The sequence below is a fragment of the Flavobacterium sp. genome (assembly GCF_043722275.1).
Taxonomy (GTDB): domain Bacteria; phylum Bacteroidota; class Bacteroidia; order Flavobacteriales; family Flavobacteriaceae; genus Flavobacterium.
Window position 1 is genome coordinate 1 of sequence record NZ_JAYSPC010000037.1, and the last position, 20243, is coordinate 20243.

Below are 20243 nucleotides of genomic sequence, written 5' to 3' on the forward strand. Positions count from 1 at the left end.
TAAATGGCGCGTTGGAGTTAATTTTACTCCATATTTTTCAGTTAAATTAAGTGCTAAAAGTTCGTTATAATAGCGATCGACATCATCAACTTCGAGAAAAATCATTGTGTTTTCATTCCAGCTTTTCTCATAATAATCCTGAAGATAAAAAGCTATTTCTCCGGTTTTAAATACAGAAAAATTAGCTTCTAAAACTGTTTCTTCAAAACCTAAATCACGATAAAACTTTCTTGAAATTTCAAAATCTTTAGCACCAATAAAAGGTCGGATGGATTTAGCTTTATGATTCATATTTATTGAATTTATGAAGATCTTAATTTCTCTAATTGATTATCAAATTTAAGAAAACCATTCAATTTTATTATCAAGACGAATAAGGAAATCTGTAAATGAAGTTCCAATTACAGTATTATTTCTACTATTTAAACCAATAAAAGGCGAAAGGATTATTTTCACATTCTCAAATTGATCGATTTCGATTCCAATAAATTCACCACTTCCGTTTGTACCAATTCCAATTGTTCCGTTCAATTCTTCAACTATTTTATAGCTTTTATTGGCTTCGATAATTTCTTCTAAACTCCAAAGTTTTATAAACTCAACACCAATAAACTGATCGATTCCCAGATAATTTTCAAGATAAAAAACATAATCTTCAGGAAGTTTCAAATTAGAAAAAGATTCAACTTCAGCTATTTGAATTGAAGAATTCAATTCCCTTTTTGGAAAATCATACTTTGAAATTATTGCTTGTAAATCTTCCATAAAATATACTTTCAAATCTTGAACTAACTATTTACTCGAACTCATTTGTTTTTGTAAATCTATATTCAAGCTATATTGTTCCTGAACGAAAATTATTTTTCGTGAACTTTTATTGATATCATTTCCTTCGGCTGACCATAAAAACGGATAAAAATTAAAAACCTCATCGCCTTTTAATTTTGAAACTTCTTCCCGCCATCCATTCCATCTGTTTCCTTCGTAAAACTTATCTAAATTGTTATTAAAACAAAATTCTAAAAATTCAGAATAAGTAATGTCAAGCGCTTCATATTGGAGATTATCAGGAGAAAAATAGTAAATTTTACCTACATCAGTTCCTAATCCGCCACCATTTAAAAGATAAAAACCGCCAATTGCGTCATCGGCAATTAATAAAAAAGAAGGTGTTTCGCCAAATTCCTTAAATGCTTTTCCTTTATTCCAATCCGGAAGCGTGCGATTAAATCTTGAATTTCCAGAACCTAAAATCCTGATCCATCCATCGTCAACTAAAAGTCCGCCTGTCATAAAAACAATTGCTCCCATTGGCGAACGCGTTGTAACTTGCGTTTTATATAAGGCATCTTTTGCTTTTACAGCATCAACCGGCAAAATCTCCACTTTATTTTTTGCTGTTTTAATCCAATCCTGAACAATTGGCCAGCCCGGATCCTTTTTATCAATAAGTTCTTCTGCTTTTTTCATTTTGTTTTGTCCTGTTGCAACAAAAGTTACCAATATCAATGCAATTAATACAAACCTTCTTGTCATTATTATCTTGTAAATATTATTTTATATCTAGTTTTTGATATTTCCCAAACCTCAAATTGTCTCTTTAAAACCTAAATTGCAATAAAAATTTCGTAAATATTGAAATAGAATAGCCATGTAATTCATTTTTTATCACTGTAAAATATAATCAATTTTCTTTACGATATAGCATTACCATCCTAGCTATCATTTGATAAGCAACTACCAACGTTATCCATATAGTAACGAAGAAAGAAAGTTTGTCTAATAAATTATTAAAGTGATTAATATAAACATCTCTTATCATTGAAAACACAATAACAAATGGGATAGTCCAAATTAACATTGCGGGAATCAAAATAAGTAAACCAAAAATAATTTCGACAAGACTAGCCTTTTCTCTAATAAAATTTGAAATTGAATTTGTAAAAGCATATGGTTTATAAATTCTTGTCAAATAATTATTTAAATCGTCTTGTTTAAACATTTTATCAAATCTTGATTTGGATATAATGTTAAATGCCACCAAAATTTCTTGCTTCTGATGACTTACTGAATTTAAATCATATAAGACATACACAAAAACCAACGGTATTAGTTTCGATAGTAAAGATGAATCAGTTATAGATACTGGTCCTAAGCTCAAATTTTCGATTTTTAGATTACCCGCAAATAAGTAAAGAAAAATAATAACAATTTGCCATACAATTAACTTATCTTCTTTTTCATTCAACACCGTTAAATTTTCAAACAGTTTATCGTGATAATCTTTGATTGTTGATTGATCATTATTAGCTATAAATTGATCTATTTTTTCAGAATTTGTCATATAATTAAACCTATACTATAATAATTCTTTATTTTATCCTTTCTTCAAAATATTTCCCAAACCTCGACCAATTTGTTCAATCGCTTCAAGACCTTTAGTTAATGGCGTTGCAGTAAAATCCTCATAAGCATCCATCGATGTTCCTTTGCGATCGTCTTGTGCATAAACTAAAATAAGGTTATTATCATCGAATGATTTCTCGAATTTCTGAGGCAATTTATCAAAGATCGATTTGTACGAAACAGAGCCTTTGCGGGATAAATTAAAAACAATTAAATCGGTTGGTTTGATTTCATCTGAGATTGATTCAAAATCTTCCCAATTCATGATGCTTTTGAAACCTAATTTTGCGTTCAATTTCAAATTTGTTGCAATTTGCTGAATCGTCTGATGCGTTTTATATTCGGCATAAATTATAATCGAAATACTTAATTCCTGAGATAATCGGCAGATTTTCTGTAGTAAAAGATGAAATCCAACGCCTCTTTCTGAGAATGGCGGACAAATAAAAACCAATCTTTTTTCTTCAATAAAATTTTTCTGAAATCTGCAAATGAATAAACTTTTATCTACGTTATTGATAATCGAATCTACGTTTTCTCCAAAAATTTTATCCAGAAATCCTGTTTTTCTCGGCCAGCCTACAATGACAATATCCGACATTATCTCCTTGGAAGTTCTCGCGATTCCGCTGGCAGGATTATGGTCAATTCTGGCAATCGTGTTAATCTTTACTTCAGAAGCTATTCCCTGAATCACAAATTTATCAACTGCTTTTCTATATTTTAAAATATTTTTTTCGGCCTGATCGTTATTTGGAACAATCGTTAACAAAGTAATCGGATTAGAAGATTTTTTATCTTTTATCAAAAGAGCAAAATCTAATAAAGTGGCTGTCGCCGAAGTTTTTGCTAACGGAATTAAAATATGTTCATCTAAAATCTGGTCGCTATGAGCATCTTCGTGAGAAACTTCTTCTTCGCATATAGCAATTTTTTTCGCTGCTTTTTCAGTTGCGAAAGATGCTACAATACATGTAATTAATATTAAGATAATAGTTCCGTTTAAGATATTTTCGTCAAGAATTTTGGCTTTAAAACCAACCAAAATTACAGCTAAAGTTGCCGCTGCGTGCGCACTGCTCAACCCAAAAATAAGTTGACGTTCTGTCTTTGTATATTTAAAAACAACTTGGGTAAAAAACGCCGCAATCCATTTCCCGAAAATAGCCACAACGCTCAAAGTTCCCGCCACAATTAATGCCGTTGGTCCGCTTAAAATAACGCTGATATCAACCAGCATTCCCACAGAAATCAGGAAAAACGGAATAAACAATGAATTTCCAATAAACTCAATTCTGTTCATCAATGCTGATGAATGCGGAATTAAAGGATTCAAGGCCAAACCGGCAACGAATGCGCCAATAATAGGTTCAACTCCTGCAACTTCGGCTAAAAATGCTGCGAAGAATACAACAGAAAGCACAAAAATATAATGGGCGTGTTTTTCACTTTCTAACTTCTTAAAGAACCATTTTGCAATCCTTGGAATAACCAAAAACATAATCGCGGAGAAAATCGCTAATGAAACGCCTAATTTTATCCAGAAAGCCTGATTTAGATTTCCCTGACTGCTTCCCATAATAATGGCTAGAATTATCAAAACAGCAGTATCGGTTAAAATAGTTCCTCCAACAGTTATGGCAACAGCTTGATTTTTAGCAATTCCCATTTTACTTACAATAGGATAAGCGACTAAAGTGTGTGTCGCGAACATACTTGCGGTTAAAAAACTTGCATTAAAATCATAATTTAGTAAATAATAACAAACCGGAAACCCAATCGATAATGGAAATATAAAGGTGAAGAACCCGAAGAGTAAACTTTTATTTCGGTTGGCTTTAAACTCGTTCATATCAAGTTCTAAACCGGCGATAAACATAATATATAAAAGTCCGATTGTTGAAAATAAATCAACGGCTGAATTTTTGGCCAGAATATTAAGTCCGTGAGGTCCAATGATTACACCGGAAATAATAAGTCCGATAATCCCTGGAATATTTATTTTTTTCAGTAAAATAGGTGACAAGAGAATAATGAAAAGTATCAACGAAAAAATTAATACTGGATTGCTTAATGGTAATTCGAATTCTTGTAAAAAATGCTTGAAAAATTCTATCATAATGTAATTTTATCTTCTTTGTGGTATTTTAATTTTCGTAAAAAGAAATATCCAAATTAAAATGAAATCGCAGAAGTTATTATATTCCAATTTATTTAAAAAGATTAATAAAATTGGATTCTTTAGTGATTGCTTCACTACAAAAATACCTAAAAAAAACGCGAACTCTTTACGAAAACCGCATATTAAGGAATAAAATTTGTTTCATTGCCAAATTATTAAAATTTAATATTTTTTTTAACAAAACTGCAACATTAACAAATGAAAATAAATGTTCGTTGCATTATTCAATTATCTTTGTCTTAATAAATATTGCACAATGGAAGAATGTATCTCTGTTTTTGATATGCTTAAAATTGGCGTTGGTCCCTCAAGTTCACATACTTTAGGACCTTGGAGAGCCGCAGAACGTTTTTTAGAAGAGTTAAAAAACGAATCAATTTTAGACCAAATTAAACGAGTAAAAGTCGATTTATACGGATCACTTTCTTTAACGGGAAAAGGTCACGCTACTGATTTATCTGTAATGCTGGGCTTAAGCGGACAAGATCCTGAATATATCCCAATAGATGATATTGCCGGAATTATTAAAAATATCGAAGATTCAAACGAAATTATTCTGGCAAATGAATATAAAATTCCGTTTTACTTTCTACAGGATATTGTATTCAATAAAGAGTTTCTTCCCTTTCATGCAAATGGATTAAAATTCACCGCTTATAAAGAAGATGATTCTGAATATGATGCTACTTTTTATTCTATTGGAGGTGGTTTTGTGGTGAAAGAAGAACGCACAAATGCCAAAATCAAAGAGGTTATAAAATGTGCTTTCCCCTTCCCGATTCAAAATGCGGTTGAGCTTTTAAATTATACGATTTCAGAGAACAAATCGATCTCGGAAATTGTGTATGAAAACGAAAAATCGATGCGTCCGGAAGCCGAAATTCACTCAGAATTAATGCGCATCTGGAATACGATGTTAGAATGTATGTATATTGGCTGTCATACCGGAGGAATTCTCCCGGGTGGATTAAACGTTCGCAGAAGGGCTTTTGATATGCACCAAAACTTAATAGGTTTATCAAATTATTCGAACCCGCAAACGTGGCTGGAAGAAATTAGAAAAACCGAAGTAAAATTTCGTCAGATCCTGAAATGGGTAAGTTGTTTTGCACTTGCCGTAAATGAGGTAAATGCTGCTTTAGGCCGCGTTGTTACTGCGCCTACAAACGGAAGCGCTGGTGTAATTCCGGCGGTTTTAATGTATTATCTGGTGATTGAAAACCACGATGCAGGCGAAAAAGAAATCAAACAATTTTTAATGGTTGCCGGAGAAATAGGAAGTATCTTTAAAAAAGGTTCTACAATATCAGCTGCGATGGGCGGTTGTCAGGCAGAAATTGGTGTTTCGTCATCTATGGCTGCAGCGGCACTTTGCGAATTAATGGGCGGATCTCCTGCTCAGGTTTTAATGGCTGCCGAAATCGCAATGGAACATCATCTTGGTTTAACCTGCGACCCAATTGGCGGTTTGGTTCAGATTCCGTGTATCGAAAGAAATACAATGGGCGCCATAAAAGCCATAAACGCTGCGGAACTTGCGCTTGAAACTGATTCTAAAAACGCAAAAGTTCCTCTTGATAAAGTCATTGATACAATGTGGCAAACTGCAAAAGACATGAATTCTAAATACAAAGAAACTTCTGAAGGAGGACTTGCAATTGCCGTAAATATGGCTGATTGTTAAAAAATATTTTTACCACAAATTAAAGGATTATCACAGATTAATATCTAAAATGTAATTTGAAAAATCCTTTTAAATCTTTTAATCTGTGGCAAAAAAAATCCTATCCAAAAAATAACTCCATGAAAAAATACCACTTTTTTATAGCATTCTTATTTTGCTCTGTTTTAATGCATGCTCAGGAACGTTATTTCCTTAATTCAGATACACGTTTGTACACTTCGGCAAGTGCTTCGGCTGAATTTTTGGGATATTTTAAATATGGTGCCGAAATTCAATTATTATCCGAAAGCAAAAACGGCTGGTATAAAGTAAAAGCTGATAATTTATCTGAAGGTTATATTCCTGAAAAATTTGTTGCCACAAGATTAAATTCAGCCGACATTAAAGTCCGTGACAACGAAAACCCAATTATTGAAGGCAGCGATAATTATTACGGCAGTAATCACCTTTTTGTTTTGGTTGCCGGTTTAAAAGCAAGAGCACAACCTGATAAAACTTCGAAAATTAAGGAAATTCTAAATGTTGGTGATCCGGTTGCTGTAAATTATCTCCCGAAAAATCAGGAAGAATGGGTAAATATAAGTGGTAATTTTAGTGATGAATATGCAAAATTTACTTTACGCAAATTCATTGGTAAAAGACCTGATTTCAATACTTTATTAAAAGATTTTGATAAACTGGATGTTAATAATATTACAGAGCGCAAAACTGTTGGTGAGCGAATTGTAGAATTAGCATGGAATAGTGATGCTGCAACTCTTGCTCCGGCTTATCAAAGATATTATGAGGTTGTAAAACAATTAAACGATCCGAAACTTCTTGCTGATACTGAACTAAATATGGCTATAGCCAAAGGATTAGCAAAACATAAAAAACCGGAAGAGGTTCTGGCTTTCGTTAAAAAATCAGAATTTGTCCTGAAAGGTTTAAAAACCAAAGCATGGTACTTAACTCAAAAAGATTTGGAAAAAACTTTTGGAAAACCATTAAAAAAGGCGAATGTAAGTGATGAATGCGGTGTTTATTTAAGTGAGACTTTTTACTATTATCCGGATTTAGAAGCTTCTGTAAGTGAGCAAAAAAATCAGGCAGAAATAACAAAAGTTTTTATTAATGAAAATAACAAACTTGTTCTAAATCCAAATGCAACATTAGACAATTCAGTAACTGAAAAAGCATTTATCGAAAAATACGGATCTTATATTGGCGCTTCAATAAAAGCGCCGCATAATTACTCTATACAATTAGAAGACAGCGAATTTAAGGTAGAATTCAAGGATGGAAAAATATTTACCATCGAAATATTCTTCTATTGCTGATTTCAATCTATAATTAATCAATACTTTTACATCTTCAAAAAAAAATAAAATGTCAGTAGCAAAAAAAGATTATAAAAGAATCACAACAAAGTCATTGATCGAAATGAAAAGCAACGGAGAAAAAATCTCTATGCTTACGGCTTACGATTTTACGATGGCAAAAATTGTTGATACCGCAGGAGTCGATGTGATTTTAGTGGGCGATTCAGCATCAAATGTTATGGCGGGTCACGAAACGACGTTGCCTATTACTTTAGATCAAATGATTTATCACGCTTCATCTGTAGTTCGCGCTGTAGAAAGAGCGCTGGTTGTGGTAGATTTACCTTTTGGAAGTTACCAGTCTGATCCAAAAGAAGCTTTGCGTTCTGCTATCAGAATCATGAAGGAAAGCGGCGGCCACGCTGTGAAACTTGAAGGTGGAAAAGAAATTAAAGAATCTATCAAAAAAATATTAAACGCAGGAATTCCGGTTATGGGACATTTAGGTTTAACACCTCAATCCATCTACAAATTTGGAACTTACAGCGTTCGTGCAAAAGAAGACGAAGAAGCAGAAAAATTAATCGCAGATGCAAAACTGTTAGAGAAAATTGGCTGTTTTGGTATTGTTCTTGAAAAAATCCCTGCTCATTTAGCGGAACAAGTTGCTAAAAGTATTTCGATTCCCGTAATAGGAATTGGTGCCGGTGGCGGCGTTGACGGACAAGTTTTGGTAATTCATGATATGTTAGGAATGAACAATGAATTTAGCCCCCGCTTTTTACGTCGTTACCTAAATTTATACGATGAAATGACTAAAGCAATTGGTCAATATGCTGCTGATGTTAAGTCAAGTGATTTTCCTAATGCCGGGGAACAGTACTAGCTTTTTTTAAAGTTGCTAAGTTTCTGAGTTACTGAGTTGCTAAGTTTTCTTTTTAGGTTCAGAGGTTTTAAATGAATATCCTCTGGTTTTACCTCAATGTTATTAAGTTAAGGATAAATCTATAATAATATAGCGAATAATCCTCTCGCAAAGATGCAAAATCGCAAAGAGTTGTCATCTCGACGCAGGAGAGATCACACTAGTATTTCCGTTCAGGTATTCGCCAATCTTTGTCGAGTTTCTTCGTGATCTCTCCTGCGTCGAGATGACAAGATTACGGCTTCTGATTGAGCTTTAACTGAAGGATATATTTTTAATTCACCAAAATGGCTTTAGCCAAATTTCTTTTCTAAAATCAGAAATCTAAAATTTACATAAATTCTACAATGAAAATTCTTTCAGATAAAAATAATCTCCAAATTCTACATGAAGATAATCATATTATTGTGGTTAATAAACGCGTAGGCGATATTGTACAAGGTGATAAAACGGGTGATAAACCTTTATCTGATGTTGTAAAAGAATACATTAAAGACAAATACAATAAACCTGGCGATGTTTTTCTGGGCGTGATTCATCGTCTAGATCGTCCCACAACCGGAATTGTGGTTTTTGCCAGAACAAGTAAAGCTTTAACGAGAATGAACGAAATGTTCAGTAATCGTGAAACGCAAAAAACCTATTGGGCAGTTGTGAAGAATAAACCTCAGGAAACAACTGCTAAATTGGTTCATTATCTTAAACGAAATGAAAAAAATAATACTTCAAAAGCGCATTTAAAAGAAGTTCCGGATAGTAAACTGGCAAGTTTAGATTATACGGTTTTTAAAGAACTTCAAAATTATGTGGCTCTTGAAATCAATTTACATACAGGTCGTCATCATCAAATTCGTGCGCAATTGGCCGCGATTGGATCTCCTATAAAAGGCGATTTAAAATATGGTTTTGACCGAAGTAATCCTGACGGAGGAATTCATCTTCATGCCAGAAAACTGGTTTTTATTCATCCGGTTTCTAAAGAAAACGTTACAATTGTCGCTCCAACTCCCGATGAAACTATTTGGAACGCGCTTTGATTTTTATGTTATAATTTATAATTTTTTAATTTTTATCGATTAACTTGCATAGACATAAATCAAGCTGATCAAAAAATGGATTATAAAAACGACATCGGATATAGAAAAGAAACGCTAAAAAAGTTGTTGTATAACATTCAGAAAAGTGAAGACTTAATTGTAAAAGCTTTATACGATGATTTTAAAAAGCCTGAATTTGAAGCTGTTTTAACCGAAACAAATTATGTGATTTCGGAATTAAAAGACACGATCAAAAACCTCAATAAATGGGCAAAACGCAAACGTGTTTTTCCTTCAATTCTTAACTTCCCTTCTACTGATTATATTTACAAGGAACCTTACGGAGACGTTTTGGTCATTGCGCCCTGGAATTATCCTTTTCAGTTAGCATTATGTCCGTTAATTTCTGCCGTTGCAGCCGGAAACAGAGTTGTTTTAAAACCATCAGAACTTACTCCGAATACTTCAGCCATAATTGCTAAAATCATCGAAAAAGCATTTCATGTCAGTCATGTTGAAGTTGTTGAAGGCGGTGTCGAAGTTTCGAATAAATTACTGGCGCAACGCTGGGATTATATTTTTTTTACAGGAAGTGTTTCTGTTGGAAAAATAGTTGCCAGAGCCGCAGCCGAAAACTTAACTCCTATAACTTTAGAATTAGGCGGAAAAAATCCTTGTATTATTGATGAAACTGCCAACTTAAGACTTGCCGCAAAACGAATTGTCTGGGGAAAATTTATTAATGCAGGTCAAACTTGTATTGCGCCGGATTATATTTTGATTCAAAAAAACATGAAGGTCAATTTCATTTCTTTTGTAATTGAAGAAATCATAAAAGCATACGGCAAAAAAATAGACAAATCTCCTGACTTTGCCCGAATAATTAATACCAAAAACTGGGTTAGGCTAGATAGTATGATTGAACGCGAAAAAGTAATTTTTGGCGGAGAAACTGATGCCACTAACCTATATATTTCGCCTACACTTATTGAAGAACCGTCATTGGATAGTCAGATAATGAAAGAAGAAATATTCGGACCTATTTTACCTATTTTGATTTATGAGACGGAAGCCGATATACAAAACGTAATTAGCCGTTATGAGAAACCTCTTGCATTTTATGTTTTTAGCGAAAATAAATCGTTTGCCAAAAAATTAATCAAAACGTATTCTTTTGGCGGCGGATGTATCAACGATACGGTTGTTCATTTTTCTAATAAAAGACTGCCTTTTGGAGGTGTTGGTCATAGCGGAATTGGCGCTTATCACGGAAAATTGAGCTTTGATATTTTCTCGCACCATAAAGCGGTTGTAAAAAAAGCAAACTGGCTGGATTTACCCATGAGATATGCCCCTTACAAAGATAAATTAGCCTCTATTAAAAGAATATTGGACTGGATGTAAGCTCAAAAAACAATTTCGTAATGTTTTCGAGTTTTTCATACGGAATTGATTAAAAATATTATATTTACGCTTGAATACCATCCTAAATCGCGGAAATATAAAATAATTCTACTTACCCAAAAATGAAATCCATATCTGATCAAATCAAAGACATTAAAAATCATGGTTATACCTTAGATTTTTCAAATGTTTTTAACCTTGCTTTTGAGAATTATAAAAAAATAGCGGTTTACGCGGGATTAATCTTGTTAGTCTTTTCCGTCTTTTTTGGTGTGATCGCTGCTGTAATTTTGATACAAATTTTTGGTGTTGACAAATTAGAGAATGCAAAATTTCTCACTATTGAGCCACAACATCTAACACAGATTCAATTGGTTTATTACATCTTTGGAACCGCAATACTTTCAGCAATATTTAGTCCGTTTACAGCCGGATTTCTAAAAATGGCAGATTCGGCTCAAAAAGATCAGGAGTTTAAAGTTGCTACCGTTTTTACTTATTACAAAAACCATTATTTTTTACAAATATTTCTTGCCACATTTACCATTTCTTTATTAAATGTTGCTATAGGCACATTTTTAGAGTTACAGCACCTCAACGTTTTAGGACTTGCGGTATCTTTATTTTTATCCTTTTTTACATTCCTGATCATTCCGTTAATTATATTCGGAAATCTAAAAGCCTTCGATGCTATAAAATCAAGTTTCATCATTATTTCAAAGCAACCCGCCATATTATTCGCCTTAATAATTACTATTGTTGGCGCAATGCTTATTGGCTTTATGGCATTTTGTATCGGATTACTCTTTACAATTCCATTTAGTTATTCAATGACTTACGCAATATATTGTACCATTTTTAATATTGATAAAGAAGATCCGATTGATACAATTGGAAAATCGGATTTAGAATAAAAACAGAAAATTTTAGATAATATCAGAGCTTAACCTACTCTTTTTTAAAATTTTCAAAAAGGCTTATTTACTAAACCAAAACATACCCCAAAATCTATGGTACAAAACTATAGTTTTTTCAATTCGTTGATTTCAGGAATTGCCTTTGTTGGTAATGCCCTAAAATCAATTATTGCAACGTGGTACGTTTTTACTTCTGACATTATTTTCTATAACAATCCTAAGCTCATTCTTTTAGGATTAGCTTTAATTGGTTTCGTGGGAATTCTGGTTTATCAATTCATCAAAATAAAAGCCAGAATTGGTTATTTTATCGAAAAGAAATTAGAAACCGAAACCGCAAATCGCGAATATCAGCTTTATCTTTTATTTTTTGGTATCTCCATTATTGTAATCGAAATCATTAACGAAATTTTTAAAGTCAGACCGCGAAGTATGCTGGTTTTAAACGTTATCATTGGATCTTCAATACTTTTAATTTATCTCATAACCAATAAAGTTAAATTTTTACGCGACAGAGTTCAGCAAATATTTATTGTATTATTTCTGATGTTTCTTGTACATGTAGGTTATAATATCATTTATCTTAAGCACGATTTAGTTCCTATAATTGCTTTTCTGATTTCCTTCTACTTCTCTTACAGCATTTTAAAACCCATAAAAGTCTATTGGGTATTTGTAGGAGTTGTATTTATCTATCTTATAATCACAGTTGTTTTACATTTGATTCCGGTAAAATCATCTATTTTATTAATTAATTACTGCATTATTGTGTTTATAATTAATCAGGTAAAATACGCAGTTTTATTAAACAACAGAGATAATTTCAGGTTTACAAATGAAATCGTTCACAAAGGAAATTCGCTGACGATTGCTACAAACAAAAAAAATGAAGTCCTGTTTTGTAGTGAAACCATCACTTCAATTTTAGGTTATTTGCCCGATGAAGTAATGGGTTTGAGGTTTTGGAAACTAACTAAAGAAACTGACGTTGATAATATAAAAAACTTCAATCATGAAGAAAAAACGCTTTATATCCGAAAATTAAAAAGCAAAAATGGCGAGTTCAAATACATTCAATGGAAAGATAAAAAATTCTCCGAAGATCTAATTATAAGTATTGGTCAGGATGTTACGGAACAAATCAATGTCAGGGATCAATATAAAAACCTGATTCAGACTGCGACAGATATTATTTTTGAAATTGATACTGATGGTTATTTCACTTTTGTAAATGATTTTGGATTTTCGATTTTAGGCTATTCTGAAAATGAAATTACCGGACAGCATTATTCTAATTTTATACATGAAAATTATCAGCGAAATGCAGTCGATTTTTATGAAAACCTGGATATCAACGAAAACAATTTCCCAACAATTGAGATTCCGATATTAAAGAAAAACGGAAAACCATTATGGATTTCGCAAAAGATCATCATTCGCAAAAATGATTTAGGTCAAACTATTGGTTTTGCGGGAATTGCAAGGGATATTACCGATATTAAAAACATAGAAAACGAGAAAAAGAAGCGTCTTAAAAAAATTGAAGCCTATAATAATTCCACAAAAAAATTATCCACTTCAGATTTCAGCAAATACGATACTTTAAATTCTGTAATTGATTATATTATTAAAGAAGCTTCGACGGTATCAAAAACGAATCGGGTAAGTTTCTGGAAATATTCCAACGATTTAATTACGTGCAAAAACTTATTTAGCCTTGATAATCAAAACTTAAGCGACAAAAATATTCTCGATAAAGAATCATATCCTATTTATTTTGAAACCTTAAAAAGCAAAGCAATCATAAATGCTCCGGATGTATTCAACAAACTCGAAACATCTGAATTTCAGAGGCTTTATTTTACTAAAAATCACATCAAATCAATGCTTGATGTCCCAATATTTTTAAGCGGACAACTTGCCGGCGTTGTATGTTTTGAAAGTACCGATGAAAAAAGAGACTGGGATAATGAGGATATTAATTATGCCAGAACGATATCTGATGTAATTTCGTTAGCGATTTCGTCACAAATGCGTCTTGAAGCAGAACGAAGACTGGAATTCAAAAGTCAGTTACTTTCGGCACTTGCTTTGTGTACAGAGAAATTTTTGCTGAGTAAAACGACGCACGAAATGTTTCAGGAAACCTATGATTTGATAGGAAAAGCTGCCAAAGTCGACCATATGTATTACTACGAAAAAGACTTTACAAGTGATACCGTTTGCCAAAAATACAAATGGTCGAGAAAAGGAATCGAACATCAAATAACTGAATTGCGCCATTTTACAGAAGATAATTTAAAAGAAATTTACGAATCAGCGCAAAACAAAAAAATCTTAAATACACTTACACGCAATCTTGATGATACTTTTTTCAAGACATTATTGATGGAAAATGAAATCAAATCAATCCTGATTTTGCCTTTGTACATCAATGATATTTTTACGGGTTTTATAGGTTTTGACGATTGTACGAATGAACGAAAATGGTCTGAAGAAGAAATTTATATCTTTCAGGTTCTTGCCAATAATATTTCATCGGCATTAGAAAGAAATCGAAATGAAAATAGAATTCTTGAAAGCGAAGAAAAGTTTAAATTGATTGCCAACAATATTCCGGGAACGGTTTATTTATCCAAATTTGATGCTTTTTCGACCAAAATATTCCTGAATGATGAAATTTTAAATTTAACCGGTTATTCAAAATCAGAATTTATTGAGAACAATTTATCCTTTTTATCGCTGATTCATCCTGAAGATAAAGACGAAGTAATCAACAGTCAGATTGACAATTTACAAACCGGAATGCCTTTGCATAATGTTTACCGAATTCAGCGAAAAAGCGGTGAATATATTTGGGTCGAAGAATTTGGAGATGTGATCAAAAAAGGAGATGAAATTGAATTTGTGGGCGGAATTTACTTTGATATTACCAATAAAAAAGAAACTGAAGATGCGATAAAAGCCAAACAACTTGCCGAAGCCGCAAATAAATCTAAGTCTGACTTTTTAGCCAATATGTCGCATGAAATCAGAACGCCGTTAAACGGAATTATTGGTTTTACGCATTTATTGATGAAAACTGAACTTGAAGAAATTCAGGAAAAATACATGACAACAATCAATCAATCGGCACATTCGCTGTTGGAGATTATAAACGATATTCTTGATTTTTCTAAAATTGAAGCCGGAAAACTGGAACTTTTTATTGATTTATATGATATTAAAAAAGTACTGGGGCAAGTATTTGATTTAATTGTTTACGAATCAAATCAAAAAAATCTGAAACTGGAATTAAATGTAGATCCTGATGTTCCTAAATATATCTGGACTGATATTGTGAGGATTAAACAAATTTTAATCAACTTACTTTCAAACGCAGTAAAATTTACTAATGAAGGTTCTATTAAACTGAATGTCTCGGTTTTAGAAAAAAGTAAAGGCAATAATTGTGTGATTCGATTCTCGGTTGTAGATACGGGAATTGGGATTCTTGAAAAAAATCAAAAGAAGATTTTTAAAGCATTTTCTCAGGAAGATAGTTCTACAACCCGAAAATTTGGCGGAACAGGTTTAGGATTAACCATTTCGAATCAGTTATTAGGGTTGATGGAAAGCCATTTGCAGCTTGAAAGCAAAATTGATTCAGGAAGTAATTTTTATTTTGATTTAAATTTAAAAACCAGCAATCAAAGTATCAACGAAAAATACAACGCCGAACTTAAAAAAATCAGCCTTGAATTAAGCGCCAACAATATTATTTCAAACCATAAAGACATTACATTTTTAATTGTAGAAGATAATAAGGTAAATATGTTACTGCTAAAAACTATAATCAAGAACTTATATAGTACAGCTTATATTTATGAATGCGAAAACGGATATGAGGCCGTAAATCAGTTTGAAAGCATTAATCCTGATCTTGTTTTTATGGACATTCAAATGCCAATTATGAATGGCTATGAAACTACAAAAGCCATTAGAAACACGATTTCCGGCAAAGATATCCCAATAATCGCAGTAACTGCCGGCGCTGAAAAAGACGAAAGAAACAAATGCATATCAGCCGGAATGGATGATTATATTTCAAAACCTATTATTAAAGGTACTGTGGAAGAAGCCTTGGTAAAGTGGTTAAAATAGTAAAAACTAAATTACAACTGTAATGCATATTTCCTAAAAAATATATAAATTCGTACAAGATAAAAGGCAATAAACTAAAATACAATATAATATGAAGTGGTTAGGATCAAGAGAAAGCGATAATGTTGAAGACAGAAGAGGTATGTCTGGCGGAAAAGTAGCTGTTGGAGGTGGAGTAATTGGTATAATTATTTTGTTATTAAACGTTTTTGGTGGTGAAACCGGACAAACTGTTGGAAATGTATTGGAGCAAATGCAAGGCGGGCAACAACAAACTGAAGCTGCCGCCCCATTAAGCAAGGAAGATGAAGAGATGGGACATTTTGTAAGAACTGTCCTGGCTAAAACTGAAGACACGTGGAGCAAAATATTTACCGAACACGGTATGACATATAAAAATCCAAAATTAGTTCTTTTTAGAGGTTCTGTAAATACCGCTTGCGGTGGAGCATCATCTGCATCTGGTCCATTTTATTGTCCCGGTGATCAGAAAGTATATATGGATTTAGGCTTCTTTGAAGAGTTAAAAAGTAAATTTGGTGCTAAGGGTGGTGATTTTGCTATTGCTTACGTTATTGCGCACGAAATTGGGCATCATGTACAAACTTTAATGGGAACCTCAGCAAAAATGCATGAGGATCAAGAAGGAAAAAGCGAATCACAAGCCAATAAACTTTCGGTAGCTTTAGAACTGCAAGCTGATTTTTATGCAGGTGTCTGGGCCCATTATGATAAAGAGCATTTAGATACAGGAGATATTGAAGAAGCTTTAAGTGCCGCAAATGCTGTTGGTGATGATGCTATTCAAAGTAAAATGCAAGGTCAGGTTGTTCCCGATTCTTTTACACACGGTACATCAGAACAAAGAATGTACTGGTTCAAAAAAGGATTCAAAACGGGTGATATTAAACACGGTGATACTTTTGCTGAAATACAATAATTCATAAACCAAACTATAATAACCAAAAAAGCATGACTTAAACGTCATGCTTTTTTGTGGTAAAAATTCCAAAAAAGAAATTCCAAATTCCAACCTTGTCGCTCTACATAATCTTGCCCGACGATGGAGAAATCTTCGCAAGGAAGGATCGACAAGATTAGATTATCGTTACCGGAGTTACTTGTGGAGATTTCTCGTTCGAGACGACAGTCTTTTTCATCCAAAAATCTGCTCAATCTGCAAAATCTGCGAGAAATAAAAACCAAATCACTTATAAAAAAAGGGGATTTGTTTTTATCATAGAAATCTAAATGACAAAAAAATTAAGCGCACAAAAAAAGCCTTGAATTTCTTCAAGGCTTTCCAAATTCTGGGTGGCTGACCGGGTTCGAACCGGCGACCCTCGGCACCACAAACCAATACTCTAACCAGCTGAGCTACAACCACCATTTTTCTTTGCGGTTGCAAATATACAACAAAGGTTTACTTCTACAAAGAAAAATTTGAAAAAATTACATCAAAAAATTGAAAAATTTATATCAAATTATCTAAGCTATTGATTGCCAAACACCTTTCAACAGTAAAACCTTCTGCAAATTCTTTACCAACTAACCTTCCTAAGTCCTGCGCACGATAATTTAAACTTTCTAAGAAGTTTTTACTCGTAATTGGTGTTGCAGGTTCTTTTGAATTCGGATCATAAAATTGCGTTTTATAAGCCGTAATCGCTTCCACTTTTTTATTTTCAAAACCTGTAATATCCACTACAAAGTCTGGTTGAATATTTTTCCACTGTATATAATGATACACGACTTTTGGTCGCCAAGCTTCCTGATTTTCTCCGTCAATCGAAGTTTCAATTTTCATCAATCCCGATAAAAAACAAGCGTCAGAAACTAATTTGCTTCCTTTACCATGATCGATATGGCGATCGTCAATTGCATTGCACAATACAATTTCAGGTTTGTATTTGCGAATCATTTTAATGACTTCTAACTGATGTTTTTCGTCATTGGTAAAAAAACCATCGCGCATTTCTAAATTTTCACGAATCAAAACTCCCAGAATTTCAGCCGCATCTTTTGCTTCCTGATCTCTGGTTTCTGCCGTACCGCGGGTTCCTAATTCGCCACGCGTTAAATCAACGATTCCAACTTTCTTGCCCAGAGATACTTCTTTTAAAATTGTTCCCGCACAACCCAATTCTACATCGTCCGGATGCGCGCCAAAGGCTAATATATCTAATTTCATTTTTTGTTTTGTTTTTGTTGTTTCAGGTTTTCTTTGTTCCAGGTTTCAGCGTAATCTTGTCATTTCGACGCAAGGAGAAATCACACAAGAAATTCCGCGCCTAATGTCACCAATCTTTGTCGAGTTACAAGTGCGATTTCTCCTTTCAGTCGAAATGACAACTAAACGTATTTTTGTTTCAGATTTGTTTTGTTTCAGGTCTCAACGTAATCTTGTCATTTCGACGCAAGGAGAAATCACACAAGAAATTCCGCACCTAATGTCACCAATCTTTGTCGAGTTACAAGTGCGATTTCTCCATTCGGTCGAAATGACAAACTAAACGTATTTTTGTTTCAGTTTTTGCTTTATTTCAAGTCTCAACGTAATCTTGTCATTTCGACGCAAGGAGAAATCACACAAGAAACTCCGCACTTAATGTCACCAATCTTTGTCGAGTTATAAGTGCGATTTCTCCTTTCAGTCGAAATAGACAAACTAAACGTATTTTTGTTTCAGGCTTCAAGTTACCAACAAAACCTGAAACTTTAAACCTGAAACTTTAAACTATTTTTCTCCTCAAAACCCTTTTCATCGTCATTGATTTATTGACGCTTTCCTCCCATTCTTTCTCAGGAATACTTTCTTTTGTGATTCCGCAGCCCATGTATAAAATGGCGTTATTATCCTGAATTTGCATGCTTCGTAAATTTACAAATAAATCAGAACTAATATCATTATGCGCAAAACTGCTGTTTAATTCGCCCAGGAAACCCGTATAAAAAGTTCTGTTATAATTTTCATTTTCTATGATAAATGCCTTTGCTTTTTTCTTTGGTAAACCACAAACTGCCGGAGTTGGATGCAGCGTATCAATCACTTCTTCAAGAGTCGAATTATCATTCAATACCCCGGAAATATCCGTTTTTATATGCCAGATTGATCCCGCTTTTACGCTGTAAGGTTCCGTGACATTAACTGACGAAGCTACTTCACGTAATCTTTTTACAATAAAATCAGTTACATATTGCTGTTCGTCTTTTTCTTTTTGCTGCCAGACAATTTCAGTTTCCAGATTCGCTTTTTGAGTTCCTGCCAAAGCCGTAGTTTCAAACACACTTCCATTAGCTTTTAATAATTGTTCCGGCGTTGCTCCCATCCAAAATCCAATTTCAGGATGAAAAAAAACATATGAAAAAGTCGTAGGATATAATTCAATCAAATGCTGAAAAGTTTCGATAAAGTCAAATTCAGATAAAGTTATTTTTTCGCTTCTGGACAAAACCACTTTCTTGAATTCTTCGTTTTTAATTGCCTGAATTCCTTTTGAAACTAAATCTTCGTATTGAATTTTAGCTGCTGAACCAAAACTTAAATCTTCAATTTCGACAGCATCAAAAGTAATTTCTTCTTGTTCCGTCGTTATTATTTCCGATTCATTTTCCGGAATTAAAATCAGTTGTTTTTCATCAAAAGAAGCAAAGACAAAACCTTTTTCTTTGTAATTTGAAATTTTATGTAAAGTATTATTCTGCTGTAAAAGCCCAAAAATATTGCTGGAATTTGGCTTGGAATACATTACAAAAGGCAATTGCTTCTCGTAATGTTTTTTTATTTTAGAAAAAAAGTCATTCATGTTTTATTCTGTTTTCTTTCTGTCTAAAACCATATTCGTCAGTTTGCAAAGCGAAATCAGATTTCCGGCTTCATCCGTAATTTTAATTTCCCAAAGATGAATACTTCTTCCTTTATGGATAATTTTTGCTGTTCCGAAAACCCAGCCTTCACGAATACTTTTCAAGTGATTTGCCGAAATTTCAATTCCCCGTACTTCTTGTTCCTTTGGATCAATAAAAAAAAACGATGCCGCACTTCCCACACTTTCTGCCAAAGCTACAGAAGCTCCTCCGTGCAATAATCCCATTGGCTGGTGAACGGACGGATTTACAGGCATTTTTGCTGTCAAAAAGTCTTCGCCAGCATCTATATATTCTATTTTTAGCGTTTCCATTAGCGTGTTTTTAGAGAACTCGTTACAACGCGCTAAAATTTGCTCTTTTGTATAATTCATTAA

16 protein-coding genes and 1 tRNA gene are annotated in these 20243 nt (G+C 33.2%); 8 read left to right on the top strand and 9 right to left on the bottom strand.

Annotated features, from left to right (window positions below):
* The 5 genes from ACHZDT_RS04695 to ACHZDT_RS04715 form a co-directional block, all read right to left on the bottom strand.
* Positions 1 to 291 (bottom strand): glyoxalase (locus tag ACHZDT_RS04695; RefSeq protein WP_394773488.1); only part of this gene is annotated, 291 nt, incomplete at its 3' end.
* A 48-nt stretch (positions 292 to 339) separates the two neighbouring features.
* The gene (locus ACHZDT_RS04700) at positions 340 to 765 is read right to left on the bottom strand and encodes an SMI1/KNR4 family protein (RefSeq protein WP_394773489.1); all 426 of its coding nucleotides are present in this window, start codon (positions 763 to 765) and stop codon (positions 340 to 342) included.
* 27 nt (positions 766 to 792) lie between these two features.
* Positions 793 to 1536, bottom strand: a complete 744-nt coding sequence (locus tag ACHZDT_RS04705; protein ID WP_394773490.1) for a DUF2625 domain-containing protein — start codon at positions 1534 to 1536, stop codon at positions 793 to 795.
* A 148-nt stretch (positions 1537 to 1684) separates the two neighbouring features.
* Positions 1685 to 2344: a hypothetical protein gene (locus ACHZDT_RS04710; RefSeq protein WP_394773491.1), complete on the bottom strand. Its 660-nt coding sequence runs from the start codon at positions 2342 to 2344 to the stop codon at positions 1685 to 1687.
* 33 nt (positions 2345 to 2377) lie between these two features.
* Positions 2378 to 4525, bottom strand: coding sequence for a cation:proton antiporter (locus ACHZDT_RS04715; RefSeq protein WP_394773492.1), 2148 nt, complete (start codon positions 4523 to 4525; stop codon positions 2378 to 2380).
* A 319-nt stretch (positions 4526 to 4844) separates the two neighbouring features.
* On the opposite strand from ACHZDT_RS04715, the gene ACHZDT_RS04720 reads away from it, so the two are divergent.
* From ACHZDT_RS04720 to ACHZDT_RS04755, 8 genes are all read left to right on the top strand, one after another.
* Positions 4845 to 6272 (top strand): L-serine ammonia-lyase, encoded by a 1428-nt coding sequence (locus tag ACHZDT_RS04720; RefSeq protein WP_394773493.1) that lies wholly within the window; start codon positions 4845 to 4847, stop codon positions 6270 to 6272.
* Positions 6273 to 6391: 119 nt separating this feature from the next.
* Positions 6392 to 7591, top strand: a complete 1200-nt coding sequence (locus ACHZDT_RS04725; RefSeq protein WP_394773494.1) for an SH3 domain-containing protein — start codon at positions 6392 to 6394, stop codon at positions 7589 to 7591.
* A 49-nt stretch (positions 7592 to 7640) separates the two neighbouring features.
* Positions 7641 to 8459: a 3-methyl-2-oxobutanoate hydroxymethyltransferase gene (gene panB, locus ACHZDT_RS04730; RefSeq protein ID WP_213298945.1), complete on the top strand. Its 819-nt coding sequence runs from the start codon at positions 7641 to 7643 to the stop codon at positions 8457 to 8459.
* A 386-nt stretch (positions 8460 to 8845) separates the two neighbouring features.
* Positions 8846 to 9535 (top strand): RluA family pseudouridine synthase, encoded by a 690-nt coding sequence (locus tag ACHZDT_RS04735; RefSeq protein WP_394773495.1) that lies wholly within the window; start codon positions 8846 to 8848, stop codon positions 9533 to 9535.
* Between the two features lie 75 nt (positions 9536 to 9610).
* Positions 9611 to 10939 carry an aldehyde dehydrogenase gene (locus ACHZDT_RS04740; protein WP_394773496.1) on the top strand — a complete coding sequence of 443 codons (1329 nt, stop codon included), beginning with the start codon at positions 9611 to 9613 and terminating at the stop codon, positions 10937 to 10939.
* Between the two features lie 122 nt (positions 10940 to 11061).
* Positions 11062 to 11853: a hypothetical protein gene (locus ACHZDT_RS04745; protein ID WP_394773497.1), complete on the top strand. Its 792-nt coding sequence runs from the start codon at positions 11062 to 11064 to the stop codon at positions 11851 to 11853.
* A gap of 96 nt (positions 11854 to 11949) precedes the next feature.
* A complete protein-coding gene (locus ACHZDT_RS04750; RefSeq protein WP_394773498.1) occupies positions 11950 to 15999 on the top strand; it encodes a PAS domain S-box protein in 4050 nt (1349 codons plus the stop codon).
* A 91-nt stretch (positions 16000 to 16090) separates the two neighbouring features.
* Positions 16091 to 16939 (top strand): neutral zinc metallopeptidase, encoded by an 849-nt coding sequence (locus ACHZDT_RS04755; protein ID WP_394773499.1) that lies wholly within the window; start codon positions 16091 to 16093, stop codon positions 16937 to 16939.
* 373 nt (positions 16940 to 17312) lie between these two features.
* Here the strand turns inward: ACHZDT_RS04755 and ACHZDT_RS04760 are convergent.
* From ACHZDT_RS04760 to ACHZDT_RS04775, 4 genes are all read right to left on the bottom strand, one after another.
* Positions 17313 to 17386, bottom strand: a tRNA-His gene (locus ACHZDT_RS04760).
* A gap of 87 nt (positions 17387 to 17473) precedes the next feature.
* The gene (gene bshB1 / locus ACHZDT_RS04765; RefSeq protein ID WP_394773500.1) at positions 17474 to 18190 is read right to left on the bottom strand and encodes a bacillithiol biosynthesis deacetylase BshB1; all 717 of its coding nucleotides are present in this window, start codon (positions 18188 to 18190) and stop codon (positions 17474 to 17476) included.
* A gap of 541 nt (positions 18191 to 18731) precedes the next feature.
* Complete coding sequence (locus tag ACHZDT_RS04770) at positions 18732 to 19805, bottom strand: chorismate-binding protein (RefSeq protein WP_394773501.1); 1074 nt, start codon at positions 19803 to 19805, stop codon at positions 18732 to 18734.
* 3 nt (positions 19806 to 19808) lie between these two features.
* Positions 19809 to 20240, bottom strand: coding sequence for a PaaI family thioesterase (locus ACHZDT_RS04775; protein WP_394773502.1), 432 nt, complete (start codon positions 20238 to 20240; stop codon positions 19809 to 19811).
* Positions 20241 to 20243 lie beyond the last annotated feature (3 nt).

Coding starts and splice junctions, on each gene's coding strand:
- ACHZDT_RS04700 (WP_394773489.1), bottom strand. CDS start 765: ATGGAAGATTTACAAGCAATAATTTCAAAGTATGATTTTCCAAAAAGG.
- ACHZDT_RS04705 (WP_394773490.1), bottom strand. CDS start 1,536: ATGACAAGAAGGTTTGTATTAATTGCATTGATATTGGTAACTTTTGTT.
- ACHZDT_RS04710 (WP_394773491.1), bottom strand. CDS start 2,344: ATGACAAATTCTGAAAAAATAGATCAATTTATAGCTAATAATGATCAA.
- ACHZDT_RS04715 (WP_394773492.1), bottom strand. CDS start 4,525: ATGATAGAATTTTTCAAGCATTTTTTACAAGAATTCGAATTACCATTA.
- ACHZDT_RS04720 (WP_394773493.1), top strand. CDS start 4,845: ATGGAAGAATGTATCTCTGTTTTTGATATGCTTAAAATTGGCGTTGGT.
- ACHZDT_RS04725 (WP_394773494.1), top strand. CDS start 6,392: ATGAAAAAATACCACTTTTTTATAGCATTCTTATTTTGCTCTGTTTTA.
- panB (WP_213298945.1), top strand. CDS start 7,641: ATGTCAGTAGCAAAAAAAGATTATAAAAGAATCACAACAAAGTCATTG.
- ACHZDT_RS04735 (WP_394773495.1), top strand. CDS start 8,846: ATGAAAATTCTTTCAGATAAAAATAATCTCCAAATTCTACATGAAGAT.
- ACHZDT_RS04740 (WP_394773496.1), top strand. CDS start 9,611: ATGGATTATAAAAACGACATCGGATATAGAAAAGAAACGCTAAAAAAG.
- ACHZDT_RS04745 (WP_394773497.1), top strand. CDS start 11,062: ATGAAATCCATATCTGATCAAATCAAAGACATTAAAAATCATGGTTAT.
- ACHZDT_RS04750 (WP_394773498.1), top strand. CDS start 11,950: ATGGTACAAAACTATAGTTTTTTCAATTCGTTGATTTCAGGAATTGCC.
- ACHZDT_RS04755 (WP_394773499.1), top strand. CDS start 16,091: ATGAAGTGGTTAGGATCAAGAGAAAGCGATAATGTTGAAGACAGAAGA.
- bshB1 (WP_394773500.1), bottom strand. CDS start 18,190: ATGAAATTAGATATATTAGCCTTTGGCGCGCATCCGGACGATGTAGAA.
- ACHZDT_RS04770 (WP_394773501.1), bottom strand. CDS start 19,805: ATGAATGACTTTTTTTCTAAAATAAAAAAACATTACGAGAAGCAATTG.
- ACHZDT_RS04775 (WP_394773502.1), bottom strand. CDS start 20,240: ATGAATTATACAAAAGAGCAAATTTTAGCGCGTTGTAACGAGTTCTCT.